The 17,514-nt window shown below is 70.0% G+C and carries 19 protein-coding genes and 1 riboswitch; of the genes, 3 read left to right on the top strand and 16 right to left on the bottom strand.

Going from position 1 to position 17,514, the window contains the following annotated elements:
* Positions 1–3 precede the first annotated feature (3 nt).
* The 12 genes from cobO to cobT form a co-directional block, all read right to left on the bottom strand.
* Entirely contained in the window at positions 4–615 is a 612-nt protein-coding gene (gene cobO, locus ACOMD9_RS10085) for a cob(I)yrinic acid a,c-diamide adenosyltransferase (RefSeq protein WP_421414344.1), read from the bottom strand.
* A gap of 64 nt (positions 616–679) precedes the next feature.
* Positions 680–1,447 (bottom strand): ABC transporter ATP-binding protein, encoded by a 768-nt coding sequence (locus ACOMD9_RS10080; RefSeq protein ID WP_421414342.1) that lies wholly within the window; start codon positions 1,445–1,447, stop codon positions 680–682.
* Positions 1,447–2,415 carry a FecCD family ABC transporter permease gene (locus ACOMD9_RS10075; protein ID WP_421414339.1) on the bottom strand — a complete coding sequence of 323 codons (969 nt, stop codon included), beginning with the start codon at positions 2,413–2,415 and terminating at the stop codon, positions 1,447–1,449. Before ACOMD9_RS10075 ends, ACOMD9_RS10080 begins: the two co-directional genes overlap by 1 nt.
* A gap of 9 nt (positions 2,416–2,424) precedes the next feature.
* The gene (locus tag ACOMD9_RS10070; RefSeq protein ID WP_421414337.1) at positions 2,425–3,360 is read right to left on the bottom strand and encodes a cobalamin-binding protein; all 936 of its coding nucleotides are present in this window, start codon (positions 3,358–3,360) and stop codon (positions 2,425–2,427) included.
* Positions 3,341–5,170: a TonB-dependent receptor domain-containing protein gene (locus ACOMD9_RS10065; RefSeq protein WP_421414335.1), complete on the bottom strand. Its 1,830-nt coding sequence runs from the start codon at positions 5,168–5,170 to the stop codon at positions 3,341–3,343. Before ACOMD9_RS10065 ends, ACOMD9_RS10070 begins: the two co-directional genes overlap by 20 nt.
* 133 nt (positions 5,171–5,303) lie before the next feature.
* Positions 5,304–5,524: riboswitch (cobalamin riboswitch) on the bottom strand.
* Between the two features lie 52 nt (positions 5,525–5,576).
* The gene (locus tag ACOMD9_RS10060; RefSeq protein ID WP_421414332.1) at positions 5,577–6,005 is read right to left on the bottom strand and encodes a bifunctional adenosylcobinamide kinase/adenosylcobinamide-phosphate guanylyltransferase; all 429 of its coding nucleotides are present in this window, start codon (positions 6,003–6,005) and stop codon (positions 5,577–5,579) included.
* Positions 5,957–6,598, bottom strand: coding sequence for a histidine phosphatase family protein (locus ACOMD9_RS10055; protein ID WP_421414330.1), 642 nt, complete (start codon positions 6,596–6,598; stop codon positions 5,957–5,959). The genes ACOMD9_RS10060 and ACOMD9_RS10055 overlap by 49 nt, the downstream gene beginning before the upstream one ends.
* Positions 6,550–7,320, bottom strand: a complete 771-nt coding sequence (gene cobS / locus ACOMD9_RS10050) for an adenosylcobinamide-GDP ribazoletransferase (RefSeq protein ID WP_421414327.1) — start codon at positions 7,318–7,320, stop codon at positions 6,550–6,552. Before cobS ends, ACOMD9_RS10055 begins: the two co-directional genes overlap by 49 nt.
* Complete coding sequence (locus ACOMD9_RS10045) at positions 7,317–7,850, bottom strand: bifunctional adenosylcobinamide kinase/adenosylcobinamide-phosphate guanylyltransferase (protein ID WP_421414325.1); 534 nt, start codon at positions 7,848–7,850, stop codon at positions 7,317–7,319. The genes cobS and ACOMD9_RS10045 overlap by 4 nt, the downstream gene beginning before the upstream one ends.
* Positions 7,847–9,193 carry a pyridoxal phosphate-dependent aminotransferase gene (locus tag ACOMD9_RS10040; RefSeq protein WP_421414323.1) on the bottom strand — a complete coding sequence of 449 codons (1,347 nt, stop codon included), beginning with the start codon at positions 9,191–9,193 and terminating at the stop codon, positions 7,847–7,849. Before ACOMD9_RS10040 ends, ACOMD9_RS10045 begins: the two co-directional genes overlap by 4 nt.
* Complete coding sequence (cbiB, locus tag ACOMD9_RS10035; RefSeq protein WP_421414320.1) at positions 9,190–10,170, bottom strand: adenosylcobinamide-phosphate synthase CbiB; 981 nt, start codon at positions 10,168–10,170, stop codon at positions 9,190–9,192. The genes ACOMD9_RS10040 and cbiB overlap by 4 nt, the downstream gene beginning before the upstream one ends.
* Positions 10,167–11,207 (bottom strand): nicotinate-nucleotide--dimethylbenzimidazole phosphoribosyltransferase, encoded by a 1,041-nt coding sequence (cobT, locus tag ACOMD9_RS10030; RefSeq protein WP_421414451.1) that lies wholly within the window; start codon positions 11,205–11,207, stop codon positions 10,167–10,169. The genes cbiB and cobT overlap by 4 nt, the downstream gene beginning before the upstream one ends.
* Positions 11,208–11,355: 148 nt before the next feature.
* On the opposite strand from cobT, the gene ACOMD9_RS10025 reads away from it, so the two are divergent.
* The 3 genes from ACOMD9_RS10025 (at position 11,356) to ACOMD9_RS10015 (ending at position 14,313) form a co-directional block, all read left to right on the top strand.
* Positions 11,356–12,438, top strand: coding sequence for a PA0069 family radical SAM protein (locus ACOMD9_RS10025; RefSeq protein WP_421414319.1), 1,083 nt, complete (start codon positions 11,356–11,358; stop codon positions 12,436–12,438).
* A 153-nt stretch (positions 12,439–12,591) separates the two neighbouring features.
* A complete protein-coding gene (locus tag ACOMD9_RS10020; protein ID WP_421414317.1) occupies positions 12,592–13,923 on the top strand; it encodes a sulfite oxidase in 1,332 nt (443 codons plus the stop codon).
* A 9-nt stretch (positions 13,924–13,932) separates the two neighbouring features.
* A complete protein-coding gene (locus tag ACOMD9_RS10015) occupies positions 13,933–14,313 on the top strand; it encodes a hypothetical protein (protein WP_421414315.1) in 381 nt (126 codons plus the stop codon).
* Between the two features lie 69 nt (positions 14,314–14,382).
* Here ACOMD9_RS10015 and ACOMD9_RS10010 read toward each other — a convergent pair whose 3' ends face one another.
* From ACOMD9_RS10010 to ACOMD9_RS09995, 4 genes are read right to left on the bottom strand one after another with little or no spacing between them, the layout of a single operon-like run.
* Complete coding sequence (locus ACOMD9_RS10010; protein WP_421414313.1) at positions 14,383–15,381, bottom strand: zinc-dependent alcohol dehydrogenase family protein; 999 nt, start codon at positions 15,379–15,381, stop codon at positions 14,383–14,385.
* A 55-nt stretch (positions 15,382–15,436) separates the two neighbouring features.
* Positions 15,437–16,237 (bottom strand): DUF2797 domain-containing protein, encoded by an 801-nt coding sequence (locus ACOMD9_RS10005; RefSeq protein ID WP_421414449.1) that lies wholly within the window; start codon positions 16,235–16,237, stop codon positions 15,437–15,439.
* A gap of 49 nt (positions 16,238–16,286) precedes the next feature.
* Positions 16,287–16,571, bottom strand: coding sequence for a YeaC family protein (locus ACOMD9_RS10000; protein ID WP_421414311.1), 285 nt, complete (start codon positions 16,569–16,571; stop codon positions 16,287–16,289).
* 11 nt (positions 16,572–16,582) lie between these two features.
* Positions 16,583–17,434 (bottom strand): rhomboid family intramembrane serine protease, encoded by an 852-nt coding sequence (locus tag ACOMD9_RS09995; RefSeq protein WP_421414309.1) that lies wholly within the window; start codon positions 17,432–17,434, stop codon positions 16,583–16,585.
* Between the last annotated feature and the right edge of the window lie 80 nt (positions 17,435–17,514).

The raw sequence follows: 17,514 nt of genomic DNA, 5'->3' as shown, positions 1-17,514 counted from the left end.
GACTCAAAGTTCGATGCCCTTCTGGGCCTTCACCCCCTGCTCCTTGAAGGCGTGCTTGACCACACGCATCTCGGTGACGGTGTCGGCCAGCTCGATCAGCTCGCGCGGCGCATGGCGGCCGGTGACCACCACGTGTTGCATCGACGGGCGCGCCTGGAGGTCGTCGAGCACCCGGTCGAGGTCGAGGTACTCGTGGCGCAGGGCGATATTCAGCTCGTCGAGCAGCACCAGGTCGTAGCTGGCGTCGGCCAGCATACGACTCGCCTGCGCCCAGGCCGCCTCGGCGGCCTGGATGTCGCGCTCCCGGTCCTGGGTATCCCAGGTGTAGCCCTCGCCCATCACGTGGTAGTCGACGCCCGCCAGCTGGCGGAAGAAGGCCTCCTCGCCTGTGGCAAACTTGCCCTTGATGAACTGCACCACCCCGACCTTCATGCCATGGCCCAGCGCCCGGGCCAGCATGCCGAAGCCGGAGCTGCTCTTGCCCTTGCCGGGGCCGGTGAGCACCAGCAGCACACCCTGCTCCCTGTCGGCGGCGGCGATACGCTCGTTCATGATCTTCTGCTTGTGGGCCATGCGCTTGGCATGGCGTTCGGGGTCCTTGGCGTTGTCACGCATGGGGTTCCTCCCGTGGCATGTCGGTGGATCGGAGTGCGAGGGCCTCGTCGAGCGTCATCGGGGATCACCTCACGGGCACGAAGACGGGGGCACCGTCGACCTCGGCGGTGGTCAGGCGCTGGCCGTAGAGGCGCTCCAGGGCGCGGGGCTCGAGCATGCTGTCGCGCGGCCCCCAGCATGCCTCGCCGTCGGGATAGAGCAGCAGCAGCTGGTCACACCAGCGTGCCGCCAGGTTGAGGTCGTGCAGGCACATCACCACCGTATTGCCGGCGGCGGCCTGCTCGGCGAGCAGTGCCATCACCGCGGTCTGGTGATGCAGGTCGAGATGGTTGGTCGGCTCGTCGGCGAGCCATATCCGCGGCGCCTGGGTCAGCACCGTGGCGATGGCCAGGCGCTGGCGTTCACCACCGGAGAGGGTGTTCACCAGGCGATCGGCCAGGTGGTCGACATCGAGCCGCTCCAGCGCCGCCTCGGCCAGGCGCAGGTCCTCGCCGCCCTCCATCTGCCAGGGCGACAGCCAGGGGTGGCGACCGATCAGCGCGGTCTCGCGCACCGTGGCGGGGAAGCCGTCCTGGCGCTCCTGGAACACCAGCCCCAGCAGGCGCGCCACCTGCCGACGGCCAAGCGCCGCCAGCGGCCGACCGTCGATCATTACCCGACCGCCGCGGGGTGCGCGCAGCCCGGCCAGGGTATGCAGCAGGGTGGTCTTGCCGGCGCCGTTGGGCCCCAGCACGCCCCATACCTGACCCGGCTCGATACTGAGCGACAGCGCTTCGCCGCTGCGCCGTCCCGGCACGTCGATGACGAGGTCACGGGTTTCGAGGCGGCTCATCAGCGGCTCCGGTAGAGCAGGTAGAGGAAGGTGGGGACGCCGAGCAGCGCGGTGATCACCCCTACCGGCAGCTGCTCCGGGGCGATGACGGTGCGCGCCAGGGTGTCGGCCAGTACCAGCAGTATTCCGCCGGCCAGGGCACAGGCCGGCAGGATCAGGCGCTGGTCGTTGCCCAGCACCAGGCGCAGCATGTGCGGCACCACCAGGCCGACGAAGCCGATGCTGCCGGCGGTGGTGACCGCCATGGCGGTGAGCAGGCTGGCGGCGACATAGATGACCCACTCCAGCGGGCGCACCGCCACGCCCAGGGCCGCGGCCTGCAGCGGCCCGCGAGCCAGCACGTTGAGGCTGCGCCCCAGCGGGATCACCAGCAGGCAGGCCACCCCCAGCAATGCCAGCGGCGGCAGGGGGGTGCGCGCATAGGAGAGATCGCCCATCAGCCAGTAGAGCATGCCGGGCAGGCGGTCGGCGGGGCTGGTCGCCAGCATCAGGGTGATCACCGCGCCCCAGCCGGCGGCCACCACCACCCCGGTGAGCAGCAGGCGGGAGGGTGTCCAGCTGCCGGTGCCGTGGGCCAGGCCGAACACCAGCAGGGTGGAGGCGAGCGCCCCGGCGAAGGCCGAGCCGGAAATCACCATGCCGCCCATCCCCGCCAGCATGGCGGCCAGCGCGCCCACCGAGGCGCCGCCGGAGAGTCCCAGCACATAGGGGTCGGCCAGGGGGTTGCGCAGCAGCACCTGCATCAGCGCCCCCGCCACCGCCAGCAGCCCGCCGGTGGCGAAGGCCGACAGCGAGCGCGGCACCCGCAGGTCGAGGACCAGGGTGCGCGCCAGGGCTTCGCCGTCGCCGCGCAGCACCGCCCACAGCTCGCCCCATGCCAGGTTGACGCTGCCGACACTGACCGACAGCGCCAGCGCCGCCAGCGACGCCGCCAGCAACATGCCCAGGGGCAGGCTCAGCCGACGCATGGGTCTCGACTACCGTCTGCCACGTGCCACCTCCAGCTTCTCGCAGAGTATCCGGCTGCCTTCCAGCAGGCGCGGGGTGGGCCGCTGGATCAGCGACGGCGGCACGAAGAAGAGATTGTCCCGTGCCACGGCGGTCAGGCCCGGATACTGCTCCCAGTGGGTCAGCCAGTGGCGATTCTCCTCGCCCATGCCGCCCGCGATGATCGCCTCCGGGTCGGCGGCCAGTACCGATTCGTCGTCGATACGCGGCACCAGCCGAGAGAGCCCGCCGAAGACATTGACGCCGCCGCACAGCGATACCACCTGGCCGATCAGGTGCTCGTCGTTGATGCTCATCAGCGGCTCGTCCCAGACCTGGTAGAAGACCGATACCGGCTCGGCCTCGGCATGGCGCTCGGCGAGCACCGCCATGCCCTCGCGGAAGCGCGCCGCCTCGAGGTCGCCGGCCGGCTCGCTGCCGGCCAGCCGTGCCAGGCGCTCGATGGCCGTGGCCACGCCGTCGATGCTGCGCGGCTCGATCATGAACACCGGCATGCCCAGCGCCTCGAGGGTCTCGAGCTGCTCGGCCGGATTGCCGGTGACCCAGCCGATCACCAGGTCCGGCGCGAGCGACACCAGGGTTTCCAGATCGATCCGGGTATGGCTGCCCACCGACTGTATTTCCCGCGCCTCGGGCGGATAGTCGCTGTAGGCCACCACCGCCACCACCTTCTCACCCGCCCCGGCGGCCCAGGTCAGCTCGGTGGCTCCCGGCGAGAGCGCGGCGATGCGCTCGGCCGGCGTCGCCAGGCAGACCTCGCGACCGCGGTCGTCGACGGCACAGGGCGAATCGGCGCGCGCCTCGCTCGTGCCCAGCCCCGACAGGGCCAGGCCGAGCGAGGCGAAGAAGACGGCAGCGGAGCCAAGGGCCCCGCTGAGCTGGCCGCTACTGGCCAAAGTGGACACTGACGAAGGCCGCACGGCCGGCGTTGATATAGTCACGCGAGGTCTCGTACTCCTTGTCCAGGGCATTCTCCACGGTCAGACGGGCCGACCACATCGGCGCAAATTCCCAGCCGGCACGCAGATTAACCAGACCGTAGCCGGCCAGACGCTGCTCGTTGGAAGCATCATCATAGCGGTAGCCCTGGGCGATCCAGGAGCCACCCAGGGACCAGTCGCCCAGCTCACGGTCGATGTCCAGGCGCAGACCCTGGGTGGAACGGCGGGGAATACGATTGCCAGTGGCACGGTCTTCCGGGTCGGTATAGGTCAGCGCGGCCTGAAGCATCCAATCGGCCACCTCCGTCCCGGCGGACAGCTCAATGCCCCGAATGCGTGCCTCGGAAACGTTTCTGGGTGTGTCGACCCAACCATCTCCGGTGGTATCGACGTTGATGATCAAGTCATCGATATCGCTCTGGTAGGCCGCCAGATCCCAGAAGAGGGTGCGGTACTGGCCGCGAATGCCCAGTTCATAGGTCGCCGAGGTCTCCGCATTGAGGTCCGGGCTGCCGAAGCCCGGGAAGTAGAGCTCGTTGAAGCTGGGGGCCCGGAAGGCGGTCCCATAGCTTGCCCTGAGCGTATGGTAGGCGTCGAGATCATAGCCCAGCGCCAGCCCACCGGTGACCTCCTCGCCGAAGGCTTCGTTGTCGTCATAGCGCAGAGAGGCCTGAACGGCGAAGGGGGTGAAGTCCAGCAGGCCCTGCGCAAAGACGGCGCGGTTATCGCGAGCTGTCTCGTCGTACTCAGCGGTGCTGCTGACACGGTCCTCGCTGTACTCGGCACCGGCCACCAGTTCATGCACGCCAAAACCAAGGGTGTTTTCCCAGCGCGCCGTTTGGGTCCGGGTATCGAAGACGGAAAAACCGAAGGCGTCGAGGGTATCGCTCTCGTCCCGCGCCTCGCTGAGGGTCAGGCGGCTGCGCACCTGGTCCGTGACCGGCAGCTCGCCATAAATGCCTGCCACCTGCTGGACGAAGTCGGTCTCGGCCGGCGCACCGAAGCTGTCGAACTCGGTATTGCCCCGGGCCCGCAGCGCCAGCAGGCCCACCTCGGCGTCACTGTCGAAGGTGTGGGAGAGCCGCACCAGGCCGGAGGTGTTGTCGTAGCCCTTGTCCTCGCCCCCGCGACGCACCGGCGTGCCATCGGTGTCGAAGCGGCTGCCGGCGACGTAGTAGCGGGTGCCGCCGCTGCCGCCTGCCAGGCTGGCGCTGTAGCGCTGGGTATTGAAGGAGCCGCCGCCCACGGACACCCGCGGCTGGGGCGCATCCTCCTCGCCTTCCGGGGTGAAGAGCTGCACCACGCCGCCCACGGCATCGGCGCCGTAGAGGCTGCCGCGGGGGCCGCGAACGATCTCGGCGCGCTCAAACATGCGCGGGTCAAGGAACTGCCAGGCGGGACCGCCGTCGGTGGCGGAGCGCAGGCGAATGCCGTCGATCATCAGCAGGCTCTGGTTATTCGAAGTGCCGCGAATCGAGACGCTGCTTGTCTTGCCGAAGCTGCCGTTGGAGGTCACGTCCACCCCCGGCTGGCCGCGGAAGAGATCGGTGAAGCTCACCGGATCCTGGCGACGCAGTGTCGCCTCGTCCAGCACGGTGACCGAGGCGAGGCTCTCGTCGGCGGTGCGCGGCGCCAGGGCCGCGGTGACCACCAGGGGGTTGAGGCGTATGACCTCGTCGGTATCGGGCGTGGCGTCCTGGGCCTGGATGGCCAGCGGAAGCGCGACGAGGCCGAAGGCGGCCAGGCCACGGGTGGCGTTGATTCTGGTGTTCATGGAGGTTCCCTTGCTCGCCGTGCCTACCCGCACGGCCTGTATTCTCGGTATGCACCGGGGCGGCAAGGGGGATCGAGGGGGAGGGAAAACGGGGTCGAGGACGTCTGCCCAGCCTCGTGGTCGCCCACCGCAACCCGGCATGATCTCTCGGGCCGGTCTCCGGGCTGACGAGCGGAAGCGGCGTGAAACACCGGCTTCCCGAACGGCCGCCTTCCCGTGCCGGAGCACAGTGGCATCATGGTCGTTCTTGTCTCGATCACCGTTGCGGGGGCAGCGTCGGAATGGCATGAGCGCACCGACTTCCCGTTTCACTGACGACAAGTTGCCGCCAGCACCTGAGAGTGGGCGTAAGCTAGCAACCTCACCCGAAGGCGTCAACGCACATCTGCTGCGGCCATGACCTGGCTCAGCCCAGCCGCTGCACCAGTCCATGGCGCACGTACCAGACCCGCTCGGCCCGGGCCGCGGCATCCTGGCACAGCCAGCCGGCCAGGTCGCGCAGCCGGCGGTCGCCGGGCGCCATGGGCACGATACCGCGGCCCACTTCCGGCAGGATCACTACCACCGGGGTGCCGAAGCGACGCTCGTCGACGCAGAGGGCATCGAGCTCGGCTGCGAGCTGCTGGCGCAGGGTTTCGTCGTCGGCACTCGCCTCGAGGGCGGCCTCCAGCCAGTCGAGCCAGCCGGTCACCACCCGCACCGCGCCGGGAGGCGCCTGGCGACGCCAATCGGCCAGCGGCCGGCCGGGCGCGAGCCGATGCCAGCTCGCCGCGGGAAAGCGCCGGTCTACCGCGTCACGCTTGCCGGCGCAGGCACCGCCGATGAAGAGCTGCATTGCCAGCCTCCCTCGTGATGGGTGAACACGAACTCGCGCCCCTCGGCCTGCCCGACGCTGCCCGCCCAGAAATCGATCGCCTCGAAGCGCCGGCGCAGTTCCCGGATCACCCCGCCGTGGGTCACCGTGAGCACGCGACGGCGAGCACGCCTGTCGACAGCGGCGAAGAGTTCGGACAGCCAGGCATCGAGGCGACTCCGCAGGGCGGCGGTCGACTCACCGCCCGGCGGCGCCTGTTCGCCGGCGCTGTCGATCCAGGCGCGGTAGGCAGGCAGTGCCTGGAGCTCTTCGTAGCACCGGCCCTCGTAATCGCCGAAATCGAGCTCGCGCAGGCGCGCATCGAAGCGCGGCTCGACGCCGACCCGCCGGCCGACCAGCACGTGTGCCAGGGTCTGGCGACAACGCATCAGGTCGCTGGCGTACACGGCATCGAAGTCCTGCCCCGCCAGCGCCTCGCGCAGCCGGTCCAGACCGGGCCGTGCCTCGGGCAGCAGCAACGGAATGTCGCGCTGCCCCTGGTAGCGGCGCTCCCGGTTCCAGGCCGTCAGGCCATGACGAACGACCACCAGCTCCAGGCGATCAGCAGCAGCCATAGTTCTCCTCCCTCGATGGCGGCACCGACGATATCGCCGTTGATGCCCTTGAAGGCGCGCATCATCAGCGCTCCGTATATCAGCAGAAAGCTCGACAGCGCGACCAGCAGGCCGCCGAGCAGCAGCGACCCGTCCGGCAGCCACGGCAACGCCAGGGCCAGGGGTATCAGCGACAGCCAGAGGTCCCGGCGGCGCAGGTGCGCCTTCCAGGCCCAGGCCAGCCCCTCGGCTCGCGCCGCCGGGGCCAGCACCAGCAGCGCTACCGCGCCGAGGCGCCCCAGCGCCGGTATCAGGGCGATCAGCAGCGGGCTGGTCCGCGCCTCCAGCAGCGCCCACAGCAGCACGCCCTTCCAGGCCAGCAGGAAGACCAGCGCCAGGATGGCGAAACTGCCCACCTGCGGATCCTTCATGATCGCCCAGCGTCGTGCCAGGGGGGCATTGCTGCCCAGCGCATCGGCCACGTCCATCAGGCCATCCAGGTGCAGGCCGCCGGAGAGCGCCACCCACAGGCTGAGCAGCAGCAGCGCCAGCAACGGTGTGGGGAGCCGGTCATGCAGCACCACGCTCACCCCGGCCAGCAGCGCGCCGAGCAGCAGCCCCACCAGCGGGTAGCAGCGTACCGCCCAGCGGCTGGTGGCCGCATTCCAGGGACACTCGACCGGTACCGGCAGTCGGGTCAGGAACTGGATCGCCAGCAGCAGTCCGTAGCCCGCACGCTTCATGTCATGTCCTTCCAGTCGATGGGCAGGCCGGCGACCACCTCGACCACCCGGTCGGCCTCGCGGGCCAGTTGCCGGTGCAGCCGCTGCAGGAAGGCGAGATAGCGCCACGCCCCGGGATGACGCGGTGGCAGGTCCTCGTTGATGTCGTTGGAGACCACCACCAGGGCAATATCACGCGCCCGGGCCCTCTCGATCACCCGGGCCAGCAGCGCCTCTCCCTCTGCCTCGCTGCCGCCGCCGGCGAAGAGCCACTGACTCGCCCACAGGGTCAGGCAGTCGAGCAGCACGGTACTCCCGGCCTCGATCCCGGCCAGGGCCTCGTCGATCGCCAGCGGTGCCTCCAGGGTGATCCAGCCGTCGCCTCGCTCGTGACGATGCCGGAGGATGCGTGCCGCCATCTCGTCGTCGGAGGCCCGGGCGGTGGCCAGGTAGCAGCGCTGGCCACCGCGCTCGCGATGCCACTGCCGGGCCAGCCGCTCGGCGAAGGTGCTCTTGCCGGAGCGCGCCCCGCCGCCGACGAAGGCGATCATCCCGGCCTCCCGGCGGCCAGGGCCTGCAGCAGCCTGTCGTTGTCAGCGCGGCCGCGCAGCGCCAGGCGCAGCCAGCCGCCGTCGAGGCCGGGGAAATTGCGGGTGTGCCGGGCCAGGATGCCCGAGCGCAGCAGGTGCTCGAAGAGGGCCTCCGTTGTCGCCAGAGCTATTGCCGTTGGCATTATCGCCTGAATTGAGCCGTCAACAGGTCTTCGAGGAGGCGCCATGACCCCCTTCCCGGGCGCTACATTTGCCCTGCTTCGCTCTCGCATCCTGCTCCGCTTGCAGGACCGGGGTTGGCCATCCATGGCCAACCCGTTCGGCGGAGTCCGCCTCACCCATGGCAAATGCCCCCCTCTTCGACCCGTCCCCGGCTCTTGCGTCATGTGTATCGACGATTGCCCTGCCGTCGCTTCGGGCTCCGACGCCGGCCGTACCAGGAAGAAGTTGGCCCGACTCGGGATCACCTCGAGGCCCGCTGCGGACAGTCCGGCCTGCAGCCTCGGCTGCTCGGCCGCGAACCAGCGCCGGGTACGGTCGAGGAAGCCGTGATCGGCCAGCAACGGCGCCACCAGGCTGGCGGCGAGGTGGTTCACGCTCCAGGGCATCTGCCGCGCTCGGGCGCGCGCCACCGTCCCGGCGCTGCCGAGCAGGTAGCCCAGGCGCAGCCCGGGGATGGCGTAGAGCTTGGTCAGCGAGCGCAGCAGGATCAGGTTCGGCCAGGTCGCCAGCAGCGGTGTCAGGCGCTCGTCGGGCATCACGAAGTCGATGAACGCCTCGTCGACCACCAGGGTACACCCCTGCTCGAGGCCGGCCGCCAGCAAGCGCTCGAGAGCCTCGCGCGGGATCAGGGTGCCGGTGGGGTTGTTGGGCCTGCACAGGAACAGCACGTCGCAGCGTGCCAGGGCCGCTCGTGCGGCCGACTCGTCCAGCTCGAAGCGCTTCCCCTCCAGGCGAAGTGCATCCACCGGAAGTCCCTGGTGTCGACAGGCCCGGGCATACTCGGAGAAGGTCGGCTGAAGGATGGCCGCACGCCCCCCGGCGTGCAGTGCCGCGGCCAGGAAGACCGCCTCGACCCCGCCATTGGTCAGCAGCACCCGGTCGGGGGGGATGCCCTCGGACTCGGCGATGGCCGCGCATGCCTCACGGTAGAGGGGATCGGGGTACTCGACCGCGCCGGGAAGCGCCTCGCCCAGTCGCCGGGGTAGCCAGGCCGGTGGCCCCAGCGGGTTGATATTGGCACTGAAGTCGAGCACCGGATGATCGGGCGGCAGGCCGTAGCGTGCCAGCAGTGGTGCCGCCTGCCCGCCATGGTCCGGCCATGGTGTGTCGCGTCGCGTCATGCCAGCCACTCCCTCGCCAGCAACACCGGCAGCAGCATCGCCAGGAACGCCAGCCAGCCCCCGTGCATCAGGCGAATCGCCGCAGCGATATGGGCCACGCCCAGTGGCTCGCGAGGCTCGCCCAGGGTGGCACGGTGCGAGGCCTCGCCCCGATAGTGGTTGGTGCCGCCCAGCTGCACGCCCAGCAGCCGGGCCACCATCGCCTCGGGCCAGCCGGCGTTGGGGCTGGGATGACGCGGTGCCTCGCGGCAGGTGGCGGCCAGGGCACCACGGGCCGCCATGCCGGGCATGCCCCAGGCCACCAGCCAGATCGCCAGCGCGGTGAAGCGCGCCGGCAACCAGTTGGCCAGGTCGTCGAGCTTCGCCGACGCAAAGCCGAAGTCCGCGTAGCGCGGGTTGCGGTAGCCAACCATCGAGTCGAGGGTATTGACCGCCTTGTAGGCCAGTGCCAGCGGCGCCCCGCCGAGCAGCGCCCAGAACAGCGGCGCGGTGATGCCGTCGACGGTGTTCTCGGCCACGGTCTCCACGGCCCCCCGAGTGATCCCGTCCTCGCCCAGTTCCGCCGTGTCACGCCCGACGATCATCGACAGGGCCCGCCGGGCGCCCGGCAGGTCGCCGCGGCCGAGAGGTTCGGCTACCGCGCGGGCGGCATCGCCGAGGCCCTTGATGGCAAGGGTCGTGGCCAGCAGCCAGAGCTCAGCGACCAGGGCCAGCCAGGGGCTCAGTCGGCCCAGTGCCGCGAGCAGCCCCCAGGCGAGTGCGTAGACGCCGAGCACCACCACGGCCGTCATCAGCGCTCCCTTGAGGCGCCGTGCGCGGGGCGAGCCACCGTTCCAGGACCGTTCGAGCAGGCGGATCACCCGCCCCATGCCCACCACCGGATGGGGCAGGCGGCGAGGGTCACCGAGCAGAAGGTCCACGGCAATGGCCGCCAGCACCAGGCCCAGCAAGGGCAGGCTCAGGGGCGCCTGGCTCATGCCTGCTCGCCGCCGGCCACCCCGGCATCGGTGAAGGTGGCCATCTCCGCCAGCATGCGGCAGGCCGCCTCCAGCAGCGGGAAGGCCAGCGCCGCCCCGGTGCCCTCGCCCAGGCGCAACTCGAGATCGAGCAGCGGCTCGGCGTCGAGCACTGCCAGGGCCACGTCATGCCCCGGCTCCCGGGAGCGATGCCCGAAGATCAGGCCGTCGCGCACCCCCGGCGCGAGCCGGCAGGCCACCAGGGCCGCCAGGGTGGCGATGAAACCATCGACCAGCAGCGGCACCCGTCGCACCGCGGCCTCCAGGCAGGCGCCGGTCATGGCGGCGATCTCCAGGCCGCCGAGGCTCGCCAGCACCCCGAGGGGATCCCCGGGATCGGGGGCCCGGGCGGCGATCGCGTCCTCGATCACCATCCGCTTGTGGGCCAGGCGGGCGTCATCGATGCCGGTGCCGCGTCCCACCAGCCCAGCCACCGGCTCGCCGCTCAGTACCGCCAGCACGGCGCTGCTGGCGGTGGTGTTGGCGATGCCCATCTCGCCGATGATCAGGCAGCGGCAACCGGCGTCGACGGCACGCCCGGCGGCACGCCGGCCGGCCGCGATGGCCGCCTCGGCCTCGCGCCGGCTCATGGCGTCCTGGCGGGCGATATTCGCCGTGCCTGGCCGCACCTTCTCGTCGACGACGCCCTCGCCGGCAATCTCGCTGGCCACCCCGACATCGATCACTTCGAGTCGCGCCCCGAGCTGCCGGGCGAAGACGTTGATTGCCGCCCCACCGGCGACGAAGTTGGCCACCATCTGGGCCGTCACCTCGCGGGGAAAGGCCGAGACGCCCTCGTCGGCGACGCCATGGTCGGCGGCGAAGACCAGCACCCCGGGCGGGGTGACCCGGGGGAAGGCCTCACCGGTCATCACCGCCAGGTCCACCGCGAGTCGCTCCAGGCGGCCCAGGCTGCCGGGTGGCTTGGTGAGGGTGTCGAGGTAGGCGCCGACGCGCTCGCCGAGGCGGCGGTCGGGTGCGGGTCTGGGCAGGGGAATCTCGGTCACGGTGCCGCTCCAGGCAGGTCGTCCATGTCGGGGCGCTCATGTTACCAGAGTCATGGCCATCCTCCGCGTGACGGCTGACATCCCGCCGACACCCTCCTATACTGTCCATGCATACAGTATATCAAGGGCCGTCATGCACATGAACCACGCCCCCGATGCCAGGGTCCGCAAGGGACGAGGCGCCACCTTCTCCCCCCGCAACCGCTTCGCGCCGACCGCCAGCGAGCGTGAGAACGACGGCTGGTGGCAGGAGGAAGTGCCCGAACGGCTGGCCACCGAGGTCCGCGACGAGCGCACCCGCAGTGCCCTGTCGTGGAACACCTCGCCCGACCTGCCCTTCGACCGCTCGATCAACCCCTACCGCGGCTGCGAGCATGGCTGCATCTACTGCTATGCCCGCCCCAGCCACGCCTACTGGGACCTCTCGCCGGGGCTGGACTTCGAGACGAAGCTGATCGCCCGGACCGGCCTGGTCGAACGTCTGGAGGAAGCCCTGTGCAAGCCCGGCTATGTCTGCCGGCCGATCAACCTCTCGGGCAACACCGACTGCTACCAGCCGCTGGAGGCCGAGAGAAGAACCACGCGCGCGGTCCTGGAACTGCTGCTCGAGTACCGCCACCCCGTCACCCTGGTGACCAAGAGCGCCCTGGTGCTGCGCGACCGCGAGCTGCTCGCCGAGATGGCCGAACATCGCCTGGTACGGGTCCTCGTCAGCCTGACCAGCCTCGACCGCCACCTCAAGCGTTCCCTGGAGCCGCGTACCGCCTCGCCCCGGGCACGCCTGCGCGTGATACGCGAACTCGATGCCGCGGGCGTGCCGGTGGGCACCCTGGTGGCACCGGTGATTCCCGGCCTCACCGATCACGAACTGGAAGGCCTGCTCGAGGCGGCCCGGGAGGCCGGGGCCGCCACCGCGGGCTGGATGCTGCTGCGCCTGCCCCGCGAGGTCGCCCCGCTGTTCGAGGCGTGGCTCGAGGCCCATTATCCCGAGCGAGCGGGCAAGGTGATGAGCCTCATCCGCCAGTGCCGCGGCGGCGCGGACTACGACTCGCGTTTCGGCCACCGGATGCGTGGCGAGGGGGTATTCGCCGACCTGCTCGAACAACGCTTCCGCCAGGCCTGCCGGCGGCTCGGGTTCAACGACCCCACCACCAGCGAGGCCATGCAGCTGGACACCACGGCGTTTCGACCGCCCCGCGTCCAGGGCGACCTGTTCGAGTAAGGGGCGGGCTTGCGCCCCGCGATTCGCTGCTATGCTGGAATATCGTAAGACATGGAGTGATGGAGCACTTCGGCAAGACAATCACAACACCGGCCCGGCATGCGCACAGGACGACCTGCATCAGGCATGCCAGAGCCTGCCAGGAGTCCAGCCATGACAAGACAACCCCCCGATACCAGGACACGCGGCATCCATGAGCTCTACGCCGAGGATCCCGTGGCCGCGGATCGCAAGCTCTGGGGCCGCGAGGTCGACCCCGTCAGCCGCCGCGGCTTCCTGAAACGCTCCAGCCTGCTCGCCATGGCCGCCGCCGTGGGCGGCTCCATCCCCTTCGCCGACCGCATGCCGGGCGGGCTCATCCCCGCCGCCCTGGCCCAGAGCGACGAACCCTTCACCCTGGAAGGCAAGGAGGGACTGACCGTCCTCAACGACCGCCCGATCAACGCCGAGACGCCCCCTCACCTGCTCGACGACGACATCACCCCGGCGAAGCACATGTTCGTGCGCAACAACGGCATACCACCGGCGGTGGAGAACATCGATGTCGATGCCTGGCAGCTGGAGATCGGCGGGGAGTCCTGCGAGACCCCCCAGAGTTTCTCGATCGCCGACCTCAAGGAGCGATTCGAGCACCACACCTACCAGCTCCAGGTGGAGTGCGGCGGCAATGGCCGCAGCGAGTACGTGCCCTCGGCCAGCGGCAACCAGTGGACCACCGGCGCGGTGGCCTGCCCGACCTTCACCGGGGTGAGACTGCGCGACGTGCTCGAGGCCTGCGGGATCAAGGAGGACGCCGTCTACATCGGCTACTACGGCGCCGATACCCATGCCAGCGGCGACCCCAACAAGGACCCGATCTCCCGTGGCGTGCCCATGTCCAAGGCCCTCGAGGACGAGTCGCTGATCGCCTGGGCGATGAACGGCGAGGACATTCCCTACCTCAATGGCCACCCGCTGCGCGTGGTGTGTGGCGGCTGGCCGGGGTCGGTATCCGGCAAGTGGCTGCAGCGCATCGTGATCCGCAACCAGAAGCATGACGGCACCAAGATGGCCGCCCCCTCCTACAGCGTGCCCAAGCACCCGGTGGCGCCGGGCAGCAATGTACCCGAGGAAGACTTCGTCACCATCGAGTCGATGCCGGTGAAGTCGCTGGTCACCTTCCCGAAGTCCGGCATCGACCATGCCCTCGGCGAGACCATGACGGTTCGCGGCCATGCCTGGGCCGGCGACCTTGCCGTGGAGGAGGTGCACGTCTCCATCGATTTCGGCGCCACCTGGCAGAAGGCCGACCTGAAGGCACCGCCCAACCGTCTGGCCTGGCAGCGCTGGACCACCACGGTGGAGTTCCCCGAGCCCGGCTACTACGAGGTGTGGGCCAGGGCCACCGACGAGGATGGCCGCGCTCAGCCCATGGTCGTCCCGGGCTGGAACCCCAAGGGTTACCTCAACAACGCCTGCCACCGCATCGCGGTCCAGGTGGCCTAGGAGGTAACCATGAAGCCTTTACACGCACTCACCGTGCCCGCGCTGGGGATGACCCTGCTTTGCCTTCCCCTGGGGGCAGGCGCCCAGGAAACGGACCCGGACACCGGCCTGGTCAAGGCCGAGGGCTGGGAGACGGTGCGCGACAACTGCGTCGCCTGCCACTCGGCCAACCTGGTGACCCAGAACAGCGGCTCTCGCAACCACTGGGAGAAGCTGATCCGCTGGATGCAGGATACCCAGGGGCTCTGGGAGTTCCAGGCCGAGACAGAGGAGACCATCCTCGACTATCTCGCCGAGTACTACGGCCCCAAGGAGGGCGCGCGACGCCCGGCGCTGCCGCGCACGCTGATGCCGGACAACCCCTACCCCACCGTCGCCGACCCCGGTTGATCTCTGACGTTGCCACCCAAGACAGGCCCCTCGAGAGGGGCCCGTCGTGATTCGGCGGCGAGGATCGGCTCAGGGAATCAGCACCGCGGCGCCGGAGAGCCTCCCCTCGCGCAGGTCGTCCAGTGCCCGGTTGGCCTCCGCCAGCGGATAGGCGCGGGTCTCGGTGCGGATCGGCACCCCGGGGGCCAGCGCCAGGAACTCCTCGCCGTCGCGGCGAGTGAGGTTGGCCACCGACTTCACCGAACGCTCCTCCCACAGCAGGCGATAGGGGAAGCTCGGGATGTCGGACATGTGGATGCCGCCGGAGACCACCACGCCGCCGGGACGCACCTGGGAGAGCGCGGCGGGAACGAGATCGCCCACCGGGGCGAACAGCAGGGCGGCGTCCAGCGGCTCGGGCGGCGCCTCGTCGCTGCCGCCAGCCCACTCGGCACCGAGACGACGGGCGAAGGCCTGGGCCTCGTCGTCGCCGGGGCGGGTGAAGGCGAAGACCCGCTGGCCACGGGCCCGTGCCAGCTGGGCGAGGATATGCGCGGCGGCCCCGAAGCCATAGATACCGAGTTTCCGATTCTCCTCGCCGCCGGCCAGCCGCCAGGTGCGGTACCCGATCAGCCCCGCGCAGAGCAGCGGTGCGGTCGCCTGGGCATCCTCGTCATGCACGGGGAAGCAGTAGCGGGCGTCGGCCACGGCGTACTCCGCATAGCCACCGTCACGGGTGTAGCCGGTGAACTCGGCGTGTTCGCAGAGGTTCTCCTCGCCCCGGCGGCAGGGTTCGCACTCGCCGCAGGTCCAGCCCAGCCAGGGCACGCCCACCCGCTGGCCGACCGCCACCCCCGTGACGCCCTCGCCCAGTACCGTGACCTCGCCGACGATCTCGTGGCCGGGCACCAGCGGCAGGCGCGGGTCGGGCAGCTCACCGTCCACCACGTGCAGGTCGGTGCGACACACCCCGCAGGCCAGCACGCGCAGCTGTACCCCGCCGCGACCGGGTGCAGGGCGGGGAATCGCCTCCGGCACCAGGGACTGGCCCGAGGCGTGCAGGCGCATGGTGCGCATGGTATCGGTCATGAGGGCTCCCCTGTCGGCTGCCGGAAAAAGCACTGCCGTCAGGATAGCCGAGAGATCACGCGGCGACCCTGACCTCGTACCCGGTGTACTTGCGCAGGTTGATCACCCCGCTGTCGAGGATCAGGTACTGCCCCTTGAGGCCCAGCAGGGTGCCGGTCACCTCGGGGCTCTTGTCGAGGTTATGGGAGACCACCTTGGTGGGGAACTCGAGCACCGGGTAGTCGAAGGCCACCGGCGACGCGTCGAGCACGCGGATGGCTTCCGCACCGAAGCGCTCGCGCAGGTTGGCAAGGCCGCCTTCCAGGCGCGCCAGCAGACGGTCGCGCTCGGCGACCAGGTCCAGGGACTCGGTCCCTCCCTTGAGCATCGCACGCCAGTTGGTGCGATCCGAGACCTCCTCCTTGAACAGCACCTCGACGAAACCCGACTGCTGGCGGGTGTCCACCTCGAGGATCGGCAGCGCCTGCACCGCCCCCTGGTCGAGCCAGCGGGTGGGCACCTGGGTGCCGCGGGTGATACCCACCTTGAGCCCCGAGGCGTTGGCCAGGTAGACCACATGGGGCTGGAAGCAGTGGCGCTCGCCCCACTCCGGCTCGCGGCAGGTGCCGGCGAAGTAGTGGCAGAGTTCGGGCTTCATGATGCAGGTGTCGCACTGGGCGAGCGTCTTGAAGCAGGGGTAGCAGTAGCCCTGGGCGAAGCTCTTCTTCGTCGCCCGGCCGCAGTGGGTGCAGGCGATGGCGCCGGTCCACGCCAGCCTGAACGGCCGACCGAGGCGTTCGTTGAGCTCGAGGCGCTGTTCGCCGACCCGCAGGGTATAGCGCGCCGCCTCGCCCGCGGCACCGGGGGCGATGGCCATCTTGGTCAGGCAGCCCTGCAAGGGGGTGACGGCATCGATCCTGGTCGATTCAGTCACGGGTCGCATCCCGGGCCAGCCCCGCCAGCTCGGGCGGCACGTCGGTGCCACTGCTCGACCCGCCGCAGGTGCGCTGCTGGAGATAGCCGACCCGCTGCTCCTCGGGCACCCTGTTCTCCGCTTCGTAGCGGATGACCGCCTCCAGGCAGAGCTCGGTCTGCTCGGCGGTGAGCCGCCGCCCGTCCGGCCACTTGCGCAGGGCCACGGCCTGCTTGAGGCTCTCGTAGATGGCCGGGGTCATCTGCCGGATCATGTGCTCGAAGGTCATATCGCTCATCGAAGATTCTCTCAGTGGTAACGGCGCGCCTTGCCGGAATGATACCAGCCCAGTGCCAGGCCCACGACCAGCCCGCCCAGGTGCGCCTCGTTGGCCACGTTGCCGAAGCCCACCGCGGCCGCCATGTCGGTCATGGTGAAGAGCATCCAGCCGAGCATGAAGACCACCAGCATCTGCGGCACGAAGAAGCCGCTGCGGGGCGCCCGCCGCGACATCAGCCACACGTAGCCGAGCAGCGCGAAGTCGACGCCGGACATGCCGCCGAACAGCACCGTCCCGGTGGCATACTGGGCCAGGTTGGCGCCGATGCCCGCGGTGAGCAGGATGGTCAGCATGCGCCCGCTGCCCTGCAGCACCTCGACCTGCCGACCGAAGTACCACAGCCACAGCATGTTGAAGATCAGGTGCATCCAGCCGAAGTGCAGGAAGGCCGGCGACAGCAGGCGCCATACCTGCCCGGAGGCGAGCGCCTCGGGAAGGCTGCCGAAGGCCAGGCTCCCGTTGACCACGCCGAGCGGCACGATGGCCAGTGCCGCGATGACCAGGTCGCCGAGCACGCCCATCACGGCGAACACCAGCAGGCAGAGCGCCAGGGTGGTCGCGGTGACCGGTGCCTGGCGGAAGGGGGCCATCAGGCCAGCCCCCCCGGATGCCGCGGCCTGGCGGCGCTCCGGCATCACCGGCTCGCCGCGCTGCCAGCGCTCGAGCAGGCGCAGCATCGCCTCGTGCTGGGCGGGATCGACCAGCCACAGCACCTGCCCCTCCGCCTCCTCGGTCAGGCGATGGCCGATACGGTGGGCCCACAGCGCCCGCCGCAGCTCACGGGTATCGGCATCAGGCGGCAGCAGGATTACCCGGTACATGGCAGCTCCAGCAGTTCTCGTCCCCGGCGTGCCGTGACACCGGAGGGACACACAGAAAAAATCCGGCGGAGGGGGCCGCC

The sequence above is a fragment of the Halomonas terrestris genome (genome assembly GCF_049166755.1).
In the GTDB taxonomy this organism is placed as follows: domain Bacteria; phylum Pseudomonadota; class Gammaproteobacteria; order Pseudomonadales; family Halomonadaceae; genus Halomonas.
The sequence above is the reverse complement of the archived record's forward strand: the minus strand, read 5'-3'. Positions and strand labels throughout refer to the sequence as shown.